This is a genomic window from Sphaerisporangium viridialbum, assembly GCF_049674955.1.
Taxonomy (GTDB): domain Bacteria; phylum Actinomycetota; class Actinomycetes; order Streptosporangiales; family Streptosporangiaceae; genus Sphaerisporangium; species Sphaerisporangium viridialbum.
Window position 1 is genome coordinate 1,553,177 of record NZ_CP187232.1, and the last position, 20,024, is coordinate 1,573,200.

Genomic DNA, 20,024 nt, shown 5'->3' on the forward strand with positions numbered 1-20,024 from the left:
GGGGTAGCAACCGGCGCGTGATCGGAGGGACCGTTGCCGCAGACCGCGGAGGTCGAGCCGCCGGAGCAGCCGACCCTGAGCATCGCCTACCCGAGATGGATGGCCCGCCTGGCGCACCCCGTGCTGCTCCTCGGCACGCTGCTGGTGGTCGCGTCGATGGGCCTGCGCGTGCCGATCCTGCGCAGCGCGTACTTCATCGAGGACGACCTGCTGTTCGTCGGGGACGCCTACGAGCACGACCTGACGTTCGACTTCCTGTTCCGCGTGCACAAGGGCCACCTGATGCCCGGCGCGCTCGGGCTGACGTGGGTGGAGTCGCGGCTCGCCGCCTACGACTGGCTACTGGTCGCCTCGGTGACGTTCGTCCTGCAGGCGCTGGTCGCGGTGCTGATGTTCCGCCTGCTGTGGTCGCTGTTCGGGCCCCGCATGGGCATCCTGCTGCCACTAGCGGTGTACCTCTTCTGCCCGCTCACGATCCCCGCCTTCAGCTGGTGGTCGGCGGCGCTCAACGCCGTCCCGTTGCAGCTCGCCATCGTGCTCGCGCTGTCGTCGCAGCTCCGCCACGCGCGCGGCGAGGGGACGAGGCACGCCTTCCGGGCCCTCGGCTGGGTCGTGTTCGGCATGGCCTTCAGCACCAAGGGCGTGTTCGTGTCCCTGCTGCTGTTCGCCCTGACCACGGCGTTCCTGCGGGCGGAGGAGGCCGGATGGCTCACCTGCGTGGGGCGGGAGCTGCGCGAGCACTGGCGGCTGTGGGGGGTCCACGTCCTGCTCATGGGCGGCTACACGGCCCTGTACCTGTCGCGCCAGTACACCGCGCCCGGGGAGGGCGCGGCGGTGCCCAAGCCGGACGTCGCCGCCGACCTGATCGGAACGCTGCTCGGCCGCACTCTGCCCACCGGCGTGGTCGGCGGCCCGCTGTCGTGGGGTCCCGTGCCGTCCACGGGCGGCATGGCCGCCCCCTCCACGCTCCTCGTCGTCGCCGCCTGGACGGCGCTCGCCGTCCTGGTGGGCGCCACCCTGCTCTACCGCCGCCGGGCGGCGCGCGCGTGGCTCATCGTCGCGGTGTACCTCGTGGTCGTCGACGCCGTCCCCACGGTGATCGCCCGGGGCACCGCGCTCGGGCTGGTCGGCGCCGAGACCCGCTACGTGGCCGACGCCGTCGTGGTGTTCGCCGTGTGCCTCGGCGTCGCCCTGCTGCCGCTGCGCGACGAGCCCGCCCCCTACCGCAGGCCGGTTCCCGCGGGCACCGTCGTACCGCTGGTGACGGGGCTGGCCGCCGGGGCGTACCTGACGATGTCGGTGGTCTCCATCGAGAACTTCCGGCAGACCCTGTCCGGGGACCACGTGCGGACCTACCTCGGCAACGTGCGGGCGGCCCTGGCCAAGGCGCCGGCCGACACCGTGATCTTCTCTCGCCCGGTGCCCGACTCCGTCGTGCTGCCGTGGAACGGCGGCCGCCGCCTCAGCCACCACCTGCTCGCACCCCTCGCCTCTCCTGCGCTCCGTGCCCGGATGCGCGTGCCCGAGCCGTCCGACCACGCCATGGTGTTCGACGACAGCGGCAGGCTGGTCCCGGTGAGCGTGGCCCCCGACTTCGCCCAGGTGCCGCCCCCGAAGAAGAATTGCCTGCCGACGCTGGGCGGCTCGGTCTACTACCCGGAGGCGGTCAGCTGGGGCGGCCCGGACGGGGTGGCGGGCCTGGCCTATTCGGCCAACCGGCCGACCTCGGTGTCCATCGAGGTCGGCGGCCAGAGCCAGCAGCTCAACCTGGCGGCGACCTCCGGCACGCTGGTGCACTTCCCGATCCTGACCCCGGGCAAGGGCCTGCTCCTGCGCGTCGACGACCCGTCCGCGGAGGTCTGCCTCAAGGGGTTCGCCCTTGGGGCAGCGGTTCCGGTGAACGGGCGCTGAGCGCGGGCGGCCGCAGGAAGCGGACCAGCCCGCGAGCCGGCTCCTCGACGTACCTGTAGGTCAGCGCGGCGAGCGCGATCGTCAGCGCGCCGACCACGAGGAGGTTCACCAGGAAGTTCCCCGAGAACGGCCGCTGCTCGGTGAGGTCGTACCACATGTAGAGCGCGATGAACTGCCACAGGAACACCCCGTAGGAGATGCGCCCGAAGTAGCGCATCACCGGGTTGCCGAGCAGCCGGCCCACGGGGGCGTCGCCGCGCGCCAGCATGGCGCAGGGCGCCACCAGGCACGCGGCGATGGTGCTGTAGAGGGCCAGCTCGAAGACGCCGCTCCAGACCCCGTCGACGCCCGAGAACCGGGGGCCGGTCACCGGGGAGGCCGCGACCGCGTAGGCCAGCCCGGCCACCGCCCACAGCGTGCCCGGTGAGGCGTTCACCGAGCGGACCAGGCGCCCCGCCGGGCCGTCCTGCTCGTGGCGCGCCCACACCAGGACCACGGCCAGCGCCATGCCGGGCGCGAAGAACGTCAGCGCGCGCGGGAGCCAGGTGTTCATGTAGGGCCGGTACTCGGGGTAGTAGCTCAGGATCGTCCACAGGTAGGAGACCGCGGCGAGGGCGGCGAGGCCCAGCAGCAGGCGCCTCGCCCGCCGCCCGGCGTCGCCCCCGCCCCGGCGGGCGAACCTCGCGAGCCCCGCGGCCAGCAGCGGGAGCACCAGGTAGAACGCCACCTCCACGCAGAGGCTCCACATCTGCGCGAGCCCCTTCGGGCCGAGGCCGAACCACCAGGGGTGGGTCTCGTAGTTCTGGGCCAGGAACACCATCTGCAGCCAGGTCTTGGTGTCGCCGAGGTGGTCGCGCGACCACAGGAGCATGGCGATGACCACGACCAGCCAGTAGGCGGGCAGGATGCGGAGGGCGCGCTTGACCAGGTACGTCCCGGTGCTGGGCGGCTCGGTCCCCTCCACGGCGGCCCTGGCGTACGGGCGGTAGAGCAGCAGCCCCGAGAGGGTGAAGAAGATCGGCACGGCCACGTCACCGCGCGAGAGCAGGGCGCCGAAGTAGTTGTCCTGAAGCGCGGTGGCGGACTCGATGGCGACATGGAAGATCAGGACCGCGAAGGCGGCGACGGCCCGCATTCCGTCGAGCGCGTCGAGGTGCCCGCCCAACTTAGAACCTGTTTCTGTCACTTTTCCGCATCCCTCGTGACGTGGGGTCACTCGCCGAACTAACATATCCCGAATTAGAACTTTGTTTTAGGACATATCGCCGCGAGCACCCCCGCGCGTACCGTCACCAGTTGTCGAGAGCAAGAACACCCTCGCCGTCCGGATAAAAGCCCGGCCCGGCGGGCACCCCCAGGAGGAGCGATGGGCCGCGTCGTCGGAATTGTTCTCTTAGGAGTAGGCACGTTCCTGATCGCGCTGGCACCGCTCGTGAGGTTCCAGGTAGCGGACCGGCTCATCGCCGCGCCGGCCGATCAGTACGGCATCACGAAGCTGAGCGCCGACAACGCCCAGTACTTCAGCGCCGGTGACCTGAAAGTACTCACCGGAACCCTGGACATCACCGTCACCACCCGGGGCGACGTCACGGACTCCACCGACGACAAGGTCGTCTGGGACCAGTTCACCTCGGTCAGCGACGTGACCAACGACAGGCCCGGCATCTCGATGACGGAGTTCCGCAGCGCCTTCAACAAGTACACGGGGGCGGCGGTCAACTGCTGCGGGGCCAGCATCGACAAGCAGCCGGTGAAGCTGGAGGGGCAGATCTTCCTGTTCCCGTTCGGCGCGGAGAAGAAGACCTACAAGGTGTTCAACTCCAGCACCGGCGCGGCGTACGACGCCGTGTTCGACGGCGAGGACACCGTCAACGGGCTGCGGGTCTACAGGTACGTGCAGCAGGTGCCCGCCACCAAGACGCAGACGGTGACCGCCCCCGCCTCCGTGATGGGCATCGACGAGGCCGGTGACGTGCAGCTCGGCCGCTGGTACGACGGCACCGTCACGTTCTGGGTGGAGCCGACGAGCGGCGTGCCGGTCAGGCAGGAGCAGCGGCGTCACGAGGTGCTCAAGACCGAGGACGGCGTCGAGCGCAAGCCGGCCCTGATCGCCACCGCGAAGTACACCCCGCAGACCACCGACGACCTGGTGAAGAAGGCGATCGAGTCCAGGGACCAGATCGGCCTGATCAAGACCACGATCCCGGTCGTCCTGCTCGTCGCCGGGCTGCTGGTGCTCGTCGCCGGGGCCTTCCTCGTCGTCCGGCGCCGCCCGGCGACGTCGCGGCGCGGGAGCGCCGGGGATTCGTGACCGCCGGGCACACGGGAGTGCGGCCGTCGGACACCGTGCCGGCGGCCCTCACCATGGGCGCGCGGATCAGGGGATTCGCGCGCGCGTGCCGTCCCCGCCAGTGGCTGAAGAACGTCCTGGTCTTCGCCGCCCCCGCCGCGGCCGGGGTGCTGACCACCCCGGCGGGCCTGCTCGACGCCATGGTGGCGTTCGTGGCGTTCTGCCTGGCTGCGAGCGGCGCGTACCTGCTCAACGACGCCGCCGACGCCGAGGCGGACCGGCGCCACCCGCGTAAGCGACTTCGCCCCATCGCGGCCGGCATCGTGCCGGTACGGGCGGCGCGGGTGGCCGGGGCCCTGTTCATCGTGGCTGCGCCCGCGTTCGCCTTCCTCGCCGGCGGCTGGCGGCTGCCCGCGGTCGTGGCCGGCTACCTCGTCCTGACCCTCTCCTACACCTACTGGCTCAAGCACGAGGTGGTCGTCGACCTCGTCGCCGTCGCGGGATGCCATGTGATCAGGGCCTTCGCCGGGGCGGTCGCGGTGGGCGTGCCCGTGACGAGCTGGTTCCTCGTGGTGGTCTCGCTCGGCTCACTCCAGGTGGTGGTGGGCAAGCGGGAGGCCGAGATGCGCAACCAGGGCACGAACGGCACCCGTGCGACCCTGGTCACCTACACCCCGAGCTACCTCGCGCACGTCCGCTCCATGGCCTCGGGCGCGATGATCGTCACGTACTGCCTGTGGGCGCTCCAGATCCACGCGGACACCCTCTATGGTGTGAGCATCGTCCCGTTCGTCCTCATCGTGCTCCGGCACAACCTGCTGGTCGACCGGGGGATAGGGGAGGAGCCTGAGGAGCTCGCGCTGCGCGACCGGCCGTTGCAGCTCTACACCGCCCTGCTCGTCGTCCTGCTCGTCGTCGGAATCTACGTGAGATGACCTTCCTGTCCGGCTGGGGGCGCACCGCTCCCACGCCCGCCGCGCTCGTCACGCCGCGAACGCCGTCCGAACTGGCCGCCCTGGTCACCGGGGCGTCCTCGCGCGGCCTGATCGCGCGCGGGCTCGGCCGGGCGTACGGGGACGCCGCCCAGAACGCGGGCGGCGTGGTGGTGGACGTCGCGGGGATGGAAGCGCGCTGGTCGCTGGATCCGGACACCGGTGTGGTGACCGCGACGGCCGGGATGAGCCTGCACGACCTGATGCGCGCGCTCGTCCCGAGGGGATGGTTCGTCCCGGTCACACCCGGCACCCGCCACGTCACCCTCGGCGGAGCCGTCGCGGCCGACGTGCATGGCAAGAACCACCACGTCGACTCCTCCTTCGGCGCGCACCTGCGGTCGCTCACGCTGGTCACGGCGGACGGCACGAGCCGCGTGCTCGGGCCGGGGGACGAGCTCTTCTGGGCCACCGTGGGTGGCATGGGCCTGACCGGCCTGATCACCGAGGTGAGCTTCTCCTGCGTCCCCGTCGAGACCTCCCGCGTGCGCGTGGACGTCGAGCGCACCCGCGACCTCGACCACACGCTGGAGGTCATGACGGCCACCGACGACCGTTACCGCTACACCGTCGCGTGGATCGACCTGCTCGCCCGGGGCTCCCGGATGGGCCGCAGCGTGCTCACCCGGGGAGACCACGCCCGCAGGGACGAGCTTCCGGCCGGTGCCGACCCCCTGGCCTTCGCCCCCTCCTCGCGGCTGCCCGCCCCGCCGTGGGCGCCGAACGGCCTGCTCAACGGGCTGACCGTGCGCGCGTTCAACGAGGCCTGGTACGCCAAGTCGCGCGAGCGGCGGGTCATCCAGGACCTCGCCCCCTTCTTCCACCCGCTGGACTTCGTGGACGGGTGGAACCGCGTCTACGGGTCGCGGGGGTTCGTGCAGTACCAGTTCGTCGTGCCGTTCGGCGAGGAGGGCACGCTCCGGCGCGTGGTGTCCCGCCTGTCGGCCGAGGGGGTGGTGTCCTTCCTGACCGTGCTCAAGCGCTTCGGGCCGGGCACGCCGGGCATGCTGTCCTTCCCGATGCCGGGCTGGACGCTCGCGCTCGACATCCCCGCCGGCCAGACGGGGCTGGCGGGGCTGCTGCGGGAGTTCGACGAGTGGGTCGCCGGCGCGGGCGGGCGCCTCTACCTCGCCAAGGACGCGCGCATGCGGGCCGAGCTGCTGCCCGTGATGTACCCGCGGCTGGCGGAATGGCGCAAGATACGGGAGAGCGTCGACCCCGGTGAAGTCTTCCGCTCCGACCTGGCAAGGAGACTCTCGCTGTGAACCGTGGACGCGACAAGGAGACCGCCCCGTGAAGAACGCTCTGGGCTCGGTGGACTCGGTGCTGCTGCTCGGCGGGCGCAGCGAGATCGGCCTCGCCATCGTGGAGCGGCTCGTCCGCGACGGGGCCCGGCGGGTCGTGCTCGCCGCGCGCGGCGAGGCGGAGGCGGCGGCCGTACGGCTGAAGGGCCTCGGCGCCGAGGTCCGCGTGCTGCACTTCGACGCGGCGGAGCCGGAGACGCACGGCGAGGCCATCGATGCCGCCGCGGAGTTCGCCGGGGACCTCGACGTGGTGGTCGCGGCCTTCGGCGTGCTGGGCGACCAGGCGGCGTACGAGGCCGACCCGGTGGCGGCGGCCGGGTCGGTGGCGGTCAACCTCGGCGGCCACGTGTCGGCGGGGCTGTTCGCCGCCCGGCGGCTGCGCGAGCAGGGCCACGGCACGCTCGTCGTCCTGTCCTCGGTCGCGGGCGTGCGCGTACGGCGCGCGAACTTCGTGTACGGGGCCGCCAAGGCGGGCCTGGACGGCTTCGCCCAGGGCTTGGGAGACGCCCTGCACGGCTCGGGCGCCCGGGTTATGGTGGTGCGCCCTGGGTTCGTCACCGGGCGCATGACCGCGGGCATGCCGCCCGCCCCCATGGCCACCACGCCGGGAGCGGTCGCCGACGCCGTGGCCGAGGGCCTGCGCGACGGCGCCGAGACGGTCTGGGTGCCGAAAAAGCTCCGCCCGGCCTTCGCGCTGATGCGCGCCCTACCCCGATCACTATGGCGCCGCATGCCCCGCTAGAACGAGTTCTAGTAAGGTCGGCCCGTGGAGGTATGGGGGCGCCGGTGGCGGTGACGGGCTTCGATGAGAGCGAGCGGCAGATTTGGGCTGGGCAGGCTGCCACCTCCCAGACCCGCGCCGAGATCAAGCGGCGCTTCGACTTGCTCAGCTCAGAGTTCGCCGATGCGGACGGCATGCTCACGCTGCCCCACGCGGCCTTGCTGGCTCGCGCTCGTCGCTGACGGGTGCCGCTTCAACCTCCGTGCCGCGGTCGTCAGACGGTGTCGGTCTCGCTGATGATCAGGATGATCCTGTACCAGGGCCGAACTCCGGGGCACACGTGGTTTCTCGCCTGGCCCCCGTTCTGTCGCCACGAGACCGATCCGGGTGAGTAGTACTCCAGCCGCACTTTGTGGTCAGGCATCGCAGCCGGCCTGGGGGATCCTGGAGGCACGCTTGGCAGCCGGGTTGCCTCCACCCTGAGGGGCACTGGGTCCCCAGGGTTTGTCGGTTCCTGTCGGTACCCTCCCCTCGCTCACTCTTACCTCGGGAGCCTTCTGGTCACGCGAGGTCTGACGAGTTCGGGACGGGTCAAGACAGCAAGGAGAGCACGGCATGAGCGATCTCGTACTGCGTGACATGATCCAGGACGACCTTCAGGTGTTCTACCGGCATCAGCTGGACCCGGTGGCCAACCGGATGGCGGCCTTCACCGTCGAGGACCCAGCGGACCTGGACGCCTTCACCACCCGCTGGACCAAAATTCTCAATGACAATGGCAGCGCCAAAGAGACGATCATGCTCGACGGCGAGGTGGTGGGTCATGTCCTGACCTACGGCCAGGCCGACGAACTGGAAGTCACCTACTGGATCGACCCGGAGCACTGGGGTCATGGCATCGCCACCCGAGCACTTGCGGAGTTCCTTGCCCGTCATCCGGTGCGGCCGCTGTTCGCCCGGGTCGCGAAGGACAATCTGGGATCCTTGCGGGTCCTGCACAAGTGCGGGTTCAGCATCTACGGCGAGGACAGCGGATTCTCCAACGCGCGTAGGGAAACCGTCGAGGAGTTCCTCCTCAAACTCGCTTCGTAGCCGCCGGTCACCATCACCGAAGACGAGCCCGTGATGGCCATCGTCGCGACGGCCCATCACCCGTTCACGAAGTGCGGCCGGAGTGCTAGCTCATGCAAGGGATCCAAGGTGCTCCTTGGGCGGTCCACAGCCAGCCGAAGAAGACGATGGCGCAGGACAGGGCACGTACGGTCTTCGGTAATCGGTCCATGGGACGGCTCCGCTCGATGTCCGGTCCGTCTCGGGGCTTGGCGATCCGGTGGGACGGGATGACGCTCCGGCCGGCTGGTGGCGACGCCGGCTCTCAGGCCTCGGGTGCGACGTTGAGGCGCTCCTCCAGGCGTTCGATGCGCCGGGTGAGGGGCTGGAGCTCCTTGCGTACGGCCGCCGCCAGTGCCTGTGCGGCGTCCGTGGGGACGGTCTGGCCGCCCCCCTGGCTCTGCGCGCGCAGGTGCACGTACCCCGCCAGGGCGGCGGCGACGGCGCGGCGGGTCAACCGGGGCTCGGCGCCGAGGGCGCGCAGCACCTGGCCGGCGGTGCCGTCGGGTTCGGCGACCAGGCCGAGCAGGAGGTGCTCGCAGCCGACGTAGTTGTGCCCGAGAGCGGTGGCCTCGGTGACGGCCAGCTCCAGGGCGTTGGCCGCTGGGCTGCTGAAGTGCCGTGCCGTACCGTCCTCGTCGTCCTCCGTCCCGGATGACTCGCGGGCGAGGTGCCGGCCGAGCTGCTCGGGCTCGATCTCCACGGCGCGGAGCACGTGCAGGGCGAGGTTGCCGCCCTCGGCCAGCATGCCGCCGAGCAGGTGCTGCGTGCCGACGCTCGGAGCGCCGTCCGCACGTGCCTGTTCCACGGCGAGCTTGAGCACCATGCGTGCCCGGCCGGTGAAATGGGCGAGCCGTGCGGTGGGGTCGTCGAGGTCCAGGTCGCCGAGCGCGGTCTCCCGGATGGCGGTGACGCGGCGCACCGCCTGCTCCAGGGCCCGCTGGCACACGGCGGAGACCGGCACCCCCGACTCCTTGACCGCCTCGGCGAGCTCGTCCGGCAGGTAGACGTTGATCTTCGGCATCGCTCGCGCTCCTAGGCTGGGGTTATGAACGGGTTATCCCCCCTGTATACCCCTCATGGGGTTACTTGTCTACGCTGGATCACATATCGCTACGCGGCGGCGCCGAACGGGTACCCGCCAAAGGGCAAGTCGGGCAGAATTCCTCCATGGAGCCACAGCCATTCATCGTCAGGCTCGAACCCATCGACCCGGGCGAGACCGAGGCGCTCGCCGAGAGCACGCGCCGCCTGCGCGACGAGATCCTGCAGATCGACGGGGTCACCGCCGCCGAGCCGGTGGCGTCCGGCGAGCCGGCCGCGGGCACCCGCGCCTTTGCGCTCATGCAGGAGGGCGCGCTCGCCATCTCGATCTACATCTGGATGGTCCGGCCGGCCGTCTCGGTGATCCGCGACTTCCTCCGGCGCAACGCGGGCAACCGCGCGCGCCTGGAGTTCCCCAACGGGCAGAAGGTGACCATCGAAGGGCACTCCGAGGAGTCCGCCGAGCGGCTCGTGGCCATCCTCAAGGAATACGAGGACCGAGCCGACCGTGACTGAGGCGCTGGGCGAAGATCTTCGCCTGGGCGGCCATCGGCGCGCCCTGGCGATCGCCACCGGCCACTACCGCCACCCCTCCCTGGCCGACCTGGAGTCGCCCGCCAAGGACGCCGCGATCATGCGGCGGGTGCTCTCCGACCCGCTGCTCGGCGGCTTCGACCCCGTCGGCACTCTGTACGACGCCGACCTCGTGACCGTGCGCGAGCGCATCTACGACTTCTTCGTGTCGGCCGAGCCGGACGACTTCCTGTTCGCCTACTTCTCCGGGCACGGGGTGAAGGACGCCGACGGCCGCCTCTACCTCGCCACGATCGAGACCGACCCCGAGCGGCTGCTCCCCTCGGCGGTGCCGGCCGAGTACGTCCGCGACTGTCTCGACAGGTGCCGGGCGCGCCGCGTGGCCATCGTTCTCGACTGCTGCTACGCCGGGGCCTTCCCGCGCAGCCGGCAGCAGCGCGGCGACCTCGAACGGGTGGTCATCGTCGCGGCCAGCGCGATCCAGCGGGCGCACGAGGCCGAGGACGAGTCGGGCCAGGCTCTCCCCTCGGTCTTCGGCAGCGCCTTCTTCGAGGGCATCGAGACCGGCGCGGCCGACGGTGACGGCAACGGGTGGGTCAGCGTCCGCGAGGCCTTCGACCACGCCCGCGAGCGGCTCGGCTACAGCGGGCGCAACCAGACGCCCACGATAGACAGCAGAGTCGGCGGCGACCTGTGGATCGCCCGCGCCCCCGTACGTCCCGGGGTGCTGCCGCCCGACGTCGCCGCGCTGATGCACAGCGGGCGGGTCGCCGCCCGGGTCATGGCCGTCGAGGAGATCGGCCTGTGGCTGCTGTCGGCGGACGCCATCCAGGTCGCGACGGCCGAGCGCGCGCTGGCCGACCTGCGCGCCGATCCGGCCGAGGAGGTCGGGCTGGCCGCGCGGCGCGTGCTGGCCCGGCACCGAGGCACGTCCCTCACCGGCCTTGACGAGGACGCCGCGCGGGCGCCGCTGCGCGACCCGCTCTGGTACAAGAAGGCCGTCTTCTACGAGGTGCGGGTGCGGAGTTTCTCCGACTCCGACGGCGACGGGGTCGGCGACCTGCGCGGGCTCATCAACAAGCTCGACTACCTCGGCTGGCTCGGGGTCACCTGCCTGATCCTGTCCCCGGTGTTCGGCTCGCCGCTCCACGACGACGGCTACGACATCTCCGACTTTGTCGCGATAAATCCTGATTTAGGGACTCGGCAGGACTTCATCGAGCTGATCGACGCCGCCCACCGCAAGGACATCCGCGTCGTGCTCGACCTGGTGCTCAACCACACGAGTGACCAGCACGAGTGGTTCCGCCGGTCCAGGGCCGACCCCGTCGGCCCGTACGGCGGCTTCTACGTCTGGCGCGACGCCGTCGAGGCCGAGGCACCGTACACGCGGGGGAGCGGTGACACGCAGGGCTGGACCTACGATCCGGTGCGCCGCGCCTACTACTGGCACCGGTTCCACGCGGCCGAGCCCGACCTGAACTTCGACGAGCCGGCCGTGCAGGAAGCCATGCTCGACGTGGTGCGCCACTGGCTCGATCTCGGCGTCGACGGCTACCGGCTGGTCTCCGCGCCCTTCCTCTACGAGCGCGAGGGCACCTCGGGAGAGGGCCTCGCCGAGACGCACGACTACCTCAAGAGGCTGCGCGCCGAGGTCGAGAAGCTCTACCCCGGCCGGGTGCTCATGGCGGACGCCAACCGCCGGCCCGCCGACGCCGCGGCCTACTTCGGCGACCCCGCGACCGGCGACGAGTGCCACATGGTGCTCTACACCTCGCTGATCCCGCGCATCTTCCTGGCCATCCGGCGCGAGAACCACCAGCCGGTCTCCGACGTGCTGACCCGGCTGCCCGCCATCGCGCCGAGCTGTCAGTGGGGCGTCTTCCTGCGCAACAGCGAAGAGCTCTCCCTGGCCTCGCTCGACGAGCGCGAGCGCGCGTACCTGTTCCGCGAGTACGCCACGGCGCCGCGCATGCGCACAGAGACCGGCATCAGGCGGCGCCTCGCGCCGCTGGCGGACAACGAGCGCAGCCTGCTGGAGCTGTGCACGGCGCTCATGATGTCGCTCCCGGGGTCCCCCATGCTGTACTACGGCGACGAGATCGGCATGGGCGACAACCTCATGCTGCGCGGCGGCGAGAGCGTGCGCACGCCCATGCAGTGGTCGCCCGACCGCAACGCGGGCTTCTCGCACAGCGAGCCCGACCGGCTCGTCCTGCCCGTCCTGATGGACTCGGTGTACGGGTACCAGGCGACGAACGTCGAGGCGCAGCGGCGGAGCCGTTCGCTGCTGCACTTCACGCGGCGCGTCATCGAGCTGCGCCGGCACAATCCCGCCTTCGGCGTCGGCAGGTTCGAGGAGGTCGCCTCCACCAACCCCGCCGTGTTCGCCTACATCCGCTCGCACCAGGCCGACCAGGTGTTGTGCGTGGTCAACTTCTCCAGGTTCGCCCAGTCGGCCAGGCTCGACCTCGCCGGGTACGCCAACCGCACTCCCGTGGAGGCCTTCGGAGGGTCCCGCTTCCTGCCGATCGGCCACGAGCCCTATCCCCTCAACCTCGCGGGCCACGGCTTCTACTGGCTCAACCTCCCCGCCTGAGGCGCCCGCACATGGGAGGGCGCCGCCACCCCGTGAGGGATGGCGGCGCCTTGGTGATGCCGGGGGGTGCTTACGGGGTTCTTGAGCCGGTCACCCGGTCTGTCAGCCGGTCACCAGGGTGAGGCCGTAGACCGAGAGGATCTCGTTGACCGGCTGGAAGTACGTGGTGCCGCCGGAGGAGCAGTTGCCGGAGCCGCCGGAGGTGACGCCCTGGGCCTGGCTGCCGGAGATGAAGGAGCCGCCGGAGTCGCCGGGCTCGGCGCACACGTTGGTGCGGGTCACCTCGTACACCGTGCCCTGGGAGTAGGTGACGCTGGTGTTGCGCTGCTGGACGGTGCCGCAGTGCCAGCCGGTGGTGGAGCCCGACCGGCAGATCGACGCGCCGACGGCCGCGACGGTGGAGCCCTTGACCGTCACGTTGCCGTACGACACGAGCCCCCTGGGCGTCCAGTTGCTGTTCACCGCGACCCACGAGTAGTCGTTGGTCGGGAAGGACGAGCCCTGGAAGGTGCCCTGGGAGACCTGGTTGTACCCGGTCGTGCTGTTGCCCGCCCTGCCGCAGTGGCCGGCGCTGACGAAGCCCGGCGTGGTGCCGCGCTTCACCGCGAAGCCGACCGAGCAGCGGGCCGAGTTGTTGATGTAGTACGCGTCGCCACCGCGCACGTCGTAGAAGGTCTGCGGCGCCTCGCTCGACTGCTCGATCTTGACCATGGACTTGTCCACGCCGCTGGCGGCGACGAAGGCCTCGGCGTCCGAGGGCTGGGAGGTCTGGACGACGACGCTGTTGCTCGGCACGTCGACGTACCACACCGGGCTCGACTTGGGCGTCTGGGCGGCGGCGGCCTTGTCGAGGGCGGCCTTGGTGGCGTCGAGCGAGGCGAGGCTGCGCTGGACGACCTTGGCCTGGACGCCGGAACCGGTGATGGCGGACGCGGCGGCGGCGTCGGTGGTGGCGACGGTCAGCGTGCCGGAGGTGGCTCCGCTGAGCCACGACCCGGCGAAGCTGTCGCCGAGCTGGCCCTTGACCTTGGCCTCGACGCCGGTGAAGCGGGCCTCGTTGAGCAGGCGGGACTCGGCCTGCTCCCTGGTGATGCCGAGGTCACGGCTCATCGCGTCGATCATGGCGGGAGCGGGTTGTGCGGTGACGCCGGTCGCGGCGGCCGGTGCGCGGTCTGCGACGGCCGGGGCGGCCATGATGGCGAGGACACTTACTGCTAGAGCGCATCCGGCGGTAACGGTGCGTCTGCGGAGCATGGGCTCTCCTCGGTGTTCGGGGGTGCCGTCACCGTAACTGCGCTCACGGCAGTCGCGGAGCTATCGTTTGGTCCCTATCGCCGCGTTATGGAACCCTCCGGCGCGTTGCCAAGGTCTGTCCGGATTCGCCCGGCGGGCCCGCACCCAAGATCAGAACGCCGCCCGCCGCTGGGGTGTGGGGGCGATTCGCCGGGTATTTCCTGAGCGCAAAAAATAGCGGTGCTTTTTATGCTGACTTGCAGAGGGAATGCGATTATGTCGCGAATCTGATCGTTGCGATTGGCGAGGCGGAGCGGACACAATGTTCTGCCGCTTCACATGAAAAGCGGCCACTCTCTCCGCATCCCCCGATTCCCGAGTTGGAGTAGAAATGTCAGGGTTCTCGCTTCGTACCCGTTATGCCACGACCGCGCTGTTCATGGCGTTCTCGGGTGCTTCGATCGCTATTCTTCCGCCGGTCGCGGCGTCGGCCTCCACGACCGCGTCCCCGTCCGCCAACACGTCCGCCGCATCCAACACGTCCACCCTCACGTCCGTTCAGAAGCCCAAGTCCGCCGAGCTCGTATTCCACGCGGAGAATGTCGTGAACACCCAGCCGGCGCAGGTCAAGCCGGGCGATTCGTGGGTCACCTATTTCTCCCTTTCCGACGGGAAAAGGAAGCGGGCCGGTGACGGCAGCGCGCGCTGCTCGGCGGTTCAGGCGACTCCGCACGGCGTCGTCGCGCAGTGCACGCGCGTGCTGCGCACCCGGCACGGGCAGATCACGCTGCTCGGCATGGACGACTGGGCGGGCAACCCGCCGTGGACGAGCAGTTCCGCGATCACCAGCGGCACCGACCACTACGCCGGCCTTACCGGCTCGGCCCGCAGCACGGTCTCCGGGCAGCACACCATCTTCAAGATCCACCCGGCCGGCTGAGGCCGGGCACGCGAAAGCGGTGCCGCCGTCCCGCTCCGGACGGCGGCACCGCCTCATGCCGCGGTGCTCACGGCCTCCTCAGGCCGAAGCCGGTCTACGGCCTCCTCAGGCCGAAGCCGGTCTACGGCTTGCTCAGGCCGAAGCTGTAGGAGCCCGAGCCGCTGTAGGCGTAGACGCGGTACTGGTAGTAACCCGCCGTGCCGGAGTAGCTGATCGTCTCGTCCGGGGCCGAGGTCGTGCCGCTGGCGACGTTGACCCAGGCCGAGCCGTTCCACTTCTGCAGGTAGAGGTCGAAGTCGGCGCCGGTGGGGCCGACGAGGCAGCCGCGGTGGGTGCCAGAGACGGTCGACTGGTAGTAGGTGCCGTTGGGCTGGTAGGCGCTCTGGCCGCTGCTCAGGCTGCCGCTGAAGTTCTGCTGGTAGCCGCTGCAGCCGGTGGGCGGCGGGTTGCCGCTGGTCTTCAGCGTGAGGCCGTACGCCGAGAGGATCTCGTTGACCGGCTGGAAGTACGTGGTGCCGCCGGAGGAGCAGTTGCCGGAGCCGCCGGAGGTGACGCCCTGGGCCTGGCTGCCGGAGATGAACGAGCCGCCGGAGTCGCCGGGCTCGGCGCACACGTTGGTCCGGGTCACCTCGGAGACCGTGCCCTGTGAGTAGGTCACGCTGGTGTTGAGCTGCTGGACGGTCCCGCAGTGCCAGCCGGTGGTGGAGCCCGACCGGCAGATCGACGCGCCGACGACGGCGACGGTGGAGCCGCTGACGGTCACGTTGCCGCCGCTGCCGTCGTTGACCCACGGCTGGGGCGTCCAGTTGCTGTTGACCGCGACCCACGAGTAGTCGCTGCCCGGGAAGACCGAGCCCTGGAAGGTGCCCTGCGCGACCTGGTTGAAGCCGGTCGTGCTGTTGCCCGTGCTGCCACAGTGGCCGGCGCTGACGAATCCGTTCTGGCTGCCCTTCGTCACCGAGAAGCCGATCGAGCAGCGGGCCGAGCTGTTGATGTAGTACGCGTCGCCACCGCGTACGTCGTAGAAGGTCTGCGGCTGCTCGCTCGACTGCTCGACGCGTACGGCCGCCCTGTCCGCGCCGCTCGCGGCGATGAAGGCCTCGGCCTCCGCGGGCTGGGAGGAGAGGACGACGACGCTGTTGCTGCGCACGTCGACGTACCAGACGGGGGTCGACTTGGGCGCCTTGGCGCTCACCTTGTCGAGGGCCTCCTTGGCGGCGTCGAGTGAGGCGAGGCTGCGCTCGACGACCTTGGCCTGCGCGCCGGAACCGGTGATCGAGGAGGCGGCGGAGGCGTCGGTGGTGGCGACCGTGAGCGTCGCGGAGGTGGGCCCGCTGAGCCACGAGCCGGCGAAGGTGCCGGTGATGCCCTTGCGCAGCCTGGTCTCGACGCCACTCAGGCGCGACTCGTTGAGCAGGCGCGACTCGGCCTGTTCCGCGGTGATGCCGAGGTCCCGCTGCATGGCCTTGACGAGGCCGGGCGGGGGCTTCACCGCGGAGGTTCCGGTCGCGCCGGTGGGGGCTTGTTCTGCGACGGCCGGGGCGGCCATGAGGGTGAGGACGCTGATTGCCAGAGCGCATCCGGCGGTGACCGTGCGTCTGCGGAGCATGGAGTCTCCTCGGTGTTGGGGGGTGCCGTCACCGTAGCGGCGTCCATGCTGGTCGCGGATATATTGCTTTGCCCCTACCGCCGCGTTATGGAACCGCGCCGAACTGCGGGTTGGAGACGAGCCAGTCGGCGTAGCGGGAGCTGCGCGCTATGGCGTCCCCGTAGGCCTCCCGGGCGTGGTGCGCCACAGACGGCGCGGCCCGGGCGGCGATGGAGTCGGAGTGCCAGCCCAGCAGGTGCCGCCACCGCAGCGGCGCCCCGGCGATGGGCATCATCACGAGCTCGGCGGTCAGCTCGAACGTCGCCTGGCACAGCGCCACGGCCTTGCCCACCTTGACCAGGTGCAGGCAGGTTCCGACGTCGGTCTCGTACACGGTCTTCGGGACGAAGCCCGCCCGCGCGCACGTGCCGGCGAAGCAGTCGGCGAAGCAGCCGTCACCGGGGGCGACCGCCCACGCCTCGTCCGCGAGATTGGACAGCTCCAGCTCCTTCTCCCCGGCCATGGGGTGGTCCTCGCGAAGCAGGACGAAGACCGGGTCGGCCCCGACGACGCTCCACGTCATGACGTCGGCGGCGGGGGGAGGGGTGTCCCCGCACGTCCCGATGAGCGCGAAGTCCAGCCGGCCGGCGCTCACCATCGTGGTGAGCTCGCGTGAGGACCACGACGTACGGGTGCTGACGGGCGTGTTCGGATGGGCCATGGTGAGCCGCTCGACCAGGCCGCCGAGTATGGGCCCGTGGGTGGCGCCGATCCGGAACCCCGGTATTCCTTCATAGGTGTTGGCGAAGCGCACCGCCTCTTCTTGCAGTTCCCGCACGGCCGGCAGGAGGACGCGGGCCCGTGTCAGGACGAGCTCGCCGAGGGGAGTGGGACGGGCGCCGTTGCGGTCACGCTCGAAGAGAGCGCCCCCGAGCGTGCGCTCGATCCGTTTGAGCTGCGCGGTCAGCGACGGCTGGGCCAGCCCTAGCTGGGTGGCCGCCTTGGTGACGCTCCCTGCCTCGGCGACCGCGCGCACGATCTTGAGGTGACGGAGCTCCAGGTCCATACCGGGAACGTACGACTAACGTGTTATGTCCGCAATGCCGATATGTCACGAAATTTGACAGTAATTAGTCGGATCATGCCGAACGTCGTTCACAGTCCAGCGGGCGAGATGTGAGCGGGGCGACTGGAACGTGTTCCTCTTGGTTACGCTGCCTCGATGATGCGTGGCCGACCGGCTGGCCCTGCCGACCAAAGGTTCTAGATAGAACGCGTTGCAGCCGTCTTCGGAGGAGTCGTACATTCGAGCCATGCGGACACGTGTCACCGACATGTTCGGGATCGAGTTGCCGATTTTCGCCTTCAGCCACTGCCGGGATGTCGTCGCCGCGGTCAGCCGCGCCGGGGGCATGGGAGTGCTAGGCGCCCTCTACTTCACTCCAGAAGAGCTCGAATTGGAGCTCAAGTGGATCGACGACCACGTCGACGGCAGGCCGTACGGCGTGGACGTGGTCATGCCGGCCTCGTACGCCGGAGCCGACCTCGGCGTCGACTCCCCGGAGGAGCTGGTGGCCAGGCTCCAGGGGATGATCCCCGACGGGCACCGCGAGTTCGTGGAGAACCTCCTGGCCGAGCACGGCGTGCCCCCGCTGTCCGGCGGGGCCGACGCGGGCAGGGTGCTGCTCGGCTGGACCGACGCCACGGCCCGGCCGCAGGTCGAGACCGCGCTGAGGCACCCGATCGCGCTGCTCGCCAACGCGCTCGGCCCGCCGCCCAAGGACGTCGTGGACCTCGCCCACGCCAAGGGCGTCAAGGTCGCCGCCCTCGCCTCCACGCCGCGCCACGCGATCAAGCAGGTCGAGGTCGGCGTGGACGTGGTGGTCGCCCAGGGCACAGAGGCGGGCGGGCACACCGGGGAGATCTCCACGATGGTGCTGATCCCGCAGGTCGTGGACGCCGTCGACGTCCCCGTCCTCGCCGCGGGCGGCATCGGGTCGGGCCGCCAGATGGCCGCGGGGCTCGCGCTCGGCGCCGAGGGAGTCTGGACGGGCTCGCTGTGGCTGACCGTCGAGGAGGCGGACACGCCCGAGCACGCCAGGCAGCGGATCCTGCGGGCCACCTCCCGCGACACCGTGCGATCCCGCTCCTGGACCGGCAAGCCCGCGCGGCTGCTCAGGAACGAGTGGACCGACGCCTGGGAGTCCGCCGAGTCGCCGGGCACGCTGCCGATGCCCCTGCAGTTCATGCTGATCTCCGGGGCGCTGCGCAGGATCGGCGACTCCGACGCCGCCGAACTCGCGACGTTCCCCGCCGGGCAGATCATCGGCTCCATGAACCAGGTCAGATCCGCCAAGGACGTGGTCTTCGGCCTGGTCGAGGAGTACATCGAGGCCATCGAGCGCCTGGACCGCCTCACGGCAGACTGATCCCGTCTCACCGAACATCAAGGGGGAAGCCCTGGCCTTCGGGGCACGCGTCAGCCCGCCTGCCAGAGATACGACAGGGGAAGCGCGGTGAGCCGGTCCCCGAAGGGCAGGGGGATGTCCCCGTAATGCAAGACATAACCGTGAACGAAGGCATCGCCCAGCTTGTCGCGGAGCGCGGCCAGGTGCCTGAAGCTCTTCGCGGTTACGGAAAGCCCTGACTTGACCTCGATGGCCACGATCCGCCCGTCCGGCGTCTCGGCTACCACGTCGATTTCGGCGTTCGTGTCCCTGAAGTGGTGAAGTTTGACGCGGGTCTGCGTCCAGCCGAGCTGTTTGGTCAGTTCATTGACCACGAAGGTTTCCGTCAGCGGACCGCGCCGCCGATCCTCCGGCCGGAGCAGTCCTCCAGGATCCGCGCCGAGAAAGTGGCACGCGAGGCCCGTGTCCGTCAGGAAGATCTTGGGGCGCCTCTTGGCGCGGGTCGCGTGGCTGGTCGACCATGCCGGAAGCTCATGAACGAGATATGTCATGCGAAGGAAGCCGATGTAGTCATCGACGGTGCCCCGTGCCAGCCCGGAGTCAGCATGGATCTGGGAGACCACGACCTCACCGGCAGTGCGGGCCGCGATGAGGCGGAGCAGTCCAGGAAGCTCACTCGACCGCCGCGCACCGGTGACGTCGGCGATATCGCGCTGCGTGACCGTGCTCACCAGGCTGTCGAACCAATCAGCGCGATCGGTTCCATCCATGCGAATGGCCTCGGGATAGCCCCCCGCACAGATCATCGCCAGATAATTCTCGGGTTGCATCCCGGACGAATGGCCGGATCGCAGGGCTTCTGGATCATGGAAGGCGAGGTCGAGGAAGCCGTCCGGAGCACCGTGAATCTCCCCTTGGGAGAATGGCCAGAGAGTGAAGAGCACGGCTCTCCCGGCCAAGGATTCGGAGATTCCCGGGACGGTGAGGAAGTCGGCCGAGCCGGTGAGAAGGAACTGTCCCGGAGTCCGGTCCGCGTCCACGTGCAGCTTGACCGCCCGGACGAGCGCGTCGCCGCCCAACTGGAACTCGTCGATGGCACGCGGAGGCGGGCCGTACCTTGTGAATCCCACGGGGTCCACAAGCGCCGCGGCCAGGAGCCTGTCGTCGTCGAGGCTACGCAGCGCGCCGTTTCGCCCGTCCAGAACCTGCCCCACGAGTGTGGTCTTTCCAGACTGGCGCGGACCTGTGACGACGGTGACGCGGAAGGCGGACAGGGCCCGATCGATCCTGGTTCTGAGACGCCGGGGGATCTCGGGCACGGGCTTGCCACCTTCCTGATACGAACTTCGC

The 20,024-nt window shown here is 70.1% G+C and carries 18 protein-coding genes; 11 read left to right on the forward strand and 7 right to left on the reverse strand.

Translation table 11 applies throughout. The features are described from left to right. Positions 1-33 precede the first annotated feature (33 nt). Complete coding sequence (locus ACOZ38_RS07270; RefSeq protein ID WP_424529342.1) at positions 34-1,911, forward strand: hypothetical protein; 1,878 nt, start codon at positions 34-36, stop codon at positions 1,909-1,911. Here ACOZ38_RS07270 and ACOZ38_RS07275 read toward each other — a convergent pair. Then, positions 1,865-3,076 carry an acyltransferase family protein gene (locus ACOZ38_RS07275; RefSeq protein WP_424529343.1) on the reverse strand — a complete coding sequence of 404 codons (1,212 nt, stop codon included), beginning with the start codon at positions 3,074-3,076 and terminating at the stop codon, positions 1,865-1,867. The genes ACOZ38_RS07270 and ACOZ38_RS07275 overlap by 47 nt on opposite strands. 201 nt (positions 3,077-3,277) lie before the next feature. On the opposite strand from ACOZ38_RS07275, the gene ACOZ38_RS07280 reads away from it, so the two are divergent. The 6 genes from ACOZ38_RS07280 to ACOZ38_RS07305 all read left to right on the forward strand — a co-directional run bounded on the left by ACOZ38_RS07280 (position 3,278) and on the right by ACOZ38_RS07305 (position 8,310). Next, a complete protein-coding gene (locus ACOZ38_RS07280; protein WP_405144938.1) occupies positions 3,278-4,222 on the forward strand; it encodes a DUF3068 domain-containing protein in 945 nt (314 codons plus the stop codon). A 53-nt stretch (positions 4,223-4,275) separates the two neighbouring features. Continuing rightward, positions 4,276-5,136: a decaprenyl-phosphate phosphoribosyltransferase gene (locus ACOZ38_RS07285; protein WP_424536968.1), complete on the forward strand. Its 861-nt coding sequence runs from the start codon at positions 4,276-4,278 to the stop codon at positions 5,134-5,136. Further along, positions 5,133-6,458, forward strand: coding sequence for an FAD-binding protein (locus tag ACOZ38_RS07290; protein WP_424529344.1), 1,326 nt, complete (start codon positions 5,133-5,135; stop codon positions 6,456-6,458). Before ACOZ38_RS07285 ends, ACOZ38_RS07290 begins: the two co-directional genes overlap by 4 nt. 28 nt (positions 6,459-6,486) lie before the next feature. Beyond that, complete coding sequence (locus ACOZ38_RS07295) at positions 6,487-7,239, forward strand: SDR family NAD(P)-dependent oxidoreductase (RefSeq protein ID WP_424529345.1); 753 nt, start codon at positions 6,487-6,489, stop codon at positions 7,237-7,239. A gap of 44 nt (positions 7,240-7,283) precedes the next feature. Then, the gene (locus tag ACOZ38_RS07300) at positions 7,284-7,460 is read left to right on the forward strand and encodes a hypothetical protein (RefSeq protein ID WP_424529346.1); all 177 of its coding nucleotides are present in this window, start codon (positions 7,284-7,286) and stop codon (positions 7,458-7,460) included. Positions 7,461-7,833: 373 nt separating this feature from the next. Continuing rightward, entirely contained in the window at positions 7,834-8,310 is a 477-nt protein-coding gene (locus ACOZ38_RS07305) for a GNAT family N-acetyltransferase (protein ID WP_424529347.1), read from the forward strand. A 283-nt stretch (positions 8,311-8,593) separates the two neighbouring features. On the opposite strand, the gene ACOZ38_RS07310 is transcribed toward ACOZ38_RS07305, so the two are convergent. After that, positions 8,594-9,352: a Clp protease N-terminal domain-containing protein gene (locus tag ACOZ38_RS07310; RefSeq protein ID WP_424529348.1), complete on the reverse strand. Its 759-nt coding sequence runs from the start codon at positions 9,350-9,352 to the stop codon at positions 8,594-8,596. Positions 9,353-9,498: 146 nt separating this feature from the next. Here ACOZ38_RS07310 and ACOZ38_RS07315 point away from each other — a divergent pair, with 146 nt between their 5' ends. Together ACOZ38_RS07315 and treS are read left to right on the forward strand one after the other, a co-directional pair. After that, on the forward strand, positions 9,499-9,888 hold the full coding sequence (locus tag ACOZ38_RS07315; RefSeq protein WP_424529349.1) for a hypothetical protein: 390 nt from the start codon (positions 9,499-9,501) through the stop codon (positions 9,886-9,888). After that, on the forward strand, positions 9,881-12,505 hold the full coding sequence (gene treS, locus ACOZ38_RS07320; protein ID WP_424529350.1) for a maltose alpha-D-glucosyltransferase: 2,625 nt from the start codon (positions 9,881-9,883) through the stop codon (positions 12,503-12,505). The genes ACOZ38_RS07315 and treS overlap by 8 nt, the downstream gene beginning before the upstream one ends. A gap of 102 nt (positions 12,506-12,607) precedes the next feature. On the opposite strand, the gene ACOZ38_RS07325 is transcribed toward treS, so the two are convergent. Further along, positions 12,608-13,699 carry a S1 family peptidase gene (locus ACOZ38_RS07325; RefSeq protein ID WP_424529351.1) on the reverse strand — a complete coding sequence of 364 codons (1,092 nt, stop codon included), beginning with the start codon at positions 13,697-13,699 and terminating at the stop codon, positions 12,608-12,610. A 456-nt stretch (positions 13,700-14,155) separates the two neighbouring features. Beyond that, positions 14,156-14,284, reverse strand: coding sequence for a hypothetical protein (locus tag ACOZ38_RS07330; RefSeq protein WP_424529352.1), 129 nt, complete (start codon positions 14,282-14,284; stop codon positions 14,156-14,158). Between the two features lie 58 nt (positions 14,285-14,342). Between ACOZ38_RS07330 and ACOZ38_RS07335 the strand changes: the two genes are divergently transcribed. Further along, positions 14,343-14,678, forward strand: a complete 336-nt coding sequence (locus ACOZ38_RS07335) for a hypothetical protein (RefSeq protein ID WP_424529353.1) — start codon at positions 14,343-14,345, stop codon at positions 14,676-14,678. A 121-nt stretch (positions 14,679-14,799) separates the two neighbouring features. On the opposite strand, the gene ACOZ38_RS07340 is transcribed toward ACOZ38_RS07335, so the two are convergent. Beyond that, entirely contained in the window at positions 14,800-16,287 is a 1,488-nt protein-coding gene (locus tag ACOZ38_RS07340) for a S1 family peptidase (protein WP_424529354.1), read from the reverse strand. An 85-nt stretch (positions 16,288-16,372) separates the two neighbouring features. After that, positions 16,373-17,332 (reverse strand): LysR substrate-binding domain-containing protein, encoded by a 960-nt coding sequence (locus ACOZ38_RS07345; protein ID WP_405144951.1) that lies wholly within the window; start codon positions 17,330-17,332, stop codon positions 16,373-16,375. Between the two features lie 247 nt (positions 17,333-17,579). Here ACOZ38_RS07345 and ACOZ38_RS07350 point away from each other — a divergent pair, with 247 nt between their 5' ends. Next, positions 17,580-18,695 (forward strand): NAD(P)H-dependent flavin oxidoreductase, encoded by a 1,116-nt coding sequence (locus tag ACOZ38_RS07350; RefSeq protein WP_424529355.1) that lies wholly within the window; start codon positions 17,580-17,582, stop codon positions 18,693-18,695. 50 nt (positions 18,696-18,745) lie between these two features. Here ACOZ38_RS07350 and ACOZ38_RS07355 read toward each other — a convergent pair whose 3' ends face one another. Continuing rightward, a complete protein-coding gene (locus ACOZ38_RS07355) occupies positions 18,746-19,993 on the reverse strand; it encodes an ATP-binding protein (protein WP_424529356.1) in 1,248 nt (415 codons plus the stop codon). Positions 19,994-20,024: the final 31 nt, after the last annotated feature.

What these genes read in the sequence shown, in the direction of transcription:
- ACOZ38_RS07310 (WP_424529348.1), bottom strand. Translation starts at nt 9,352, where the DNA reads ATGCCGAAGATCAACGTCTACCTGCCGGACGAGCTCGCCGAGGCGGTC.
- ACOZ38_RS07350 (WP_424529355.1), top strand. Translation starts at nt 17,580, where the DNA reads ATGCGGACACGTGTCACCGACATGTTCGGGATCGAGTTGCCGATTTTC.
- ACOZ38_RS07345 (WP_405144951.1), bottom strand. Translation starts at nt 17,332, where the DNA reads ATGGACCTGGAGCTCCGTCACCTCAAGATCGTGCGCGCGGTCGCCGAG.
- ACOZ38_RS07315 (WP_424529349.1), top strand. Translation starts at nt 9,499, where the DNA reads ATGGAGCCACAGCCATTCATCGTCAGGCTCGAACCCATCGACCCGGGC.
- ACOZ38_RS07290 (WP_424529344.1), top strand. Translation starts at nt 5,133, where the DNA reads ATGACCTTCCTGTCCGGCTGGGGGCGCACCGCTCCCACGCCCGCCGCG.
- ACOZ38_RS07340 (WP_424529354.1), bottom strand. Translation starts at nt 16,287, where the DNA reads ATGCTCCGCAGACGCACGGTCACCGCCGGATGCGCTCTGGCAATCAGC.
- ACOZ38_RS07280 (WP_405144938.1), top strand. Translation starts at nt 3,278, where the DNA reads ATGGGCCGCGTCGTCGGAATTGTTCTCTTAGGAGTAGGCACGTTCCTG.
- ACOZ38_RS07285 (WP_424536968.1), top strand. Translation starts at nt 4,276, where the DNA reads ATGGGCGCGCGGATCAGGGGATTCGCGCGCGCGTGCCGTCCCCGCCAG.
- ACOZ38_RS07305 (WP_424529347.1), top strand. Translation starts at nt 7,834, where the DNA reads ATGAGCGATCTCGTACTGCGTGACATGATCCAGGACGACCTTCAGGTG.
- ACOZ38_RS07325 (WP_424529351.1), bottom strand. Translation starts at nt 13,699, where the DNA reads ATGGCCGCCCCGGCCGTCGCAGACCGCGCACCGGCCGCCGCGACCGGC.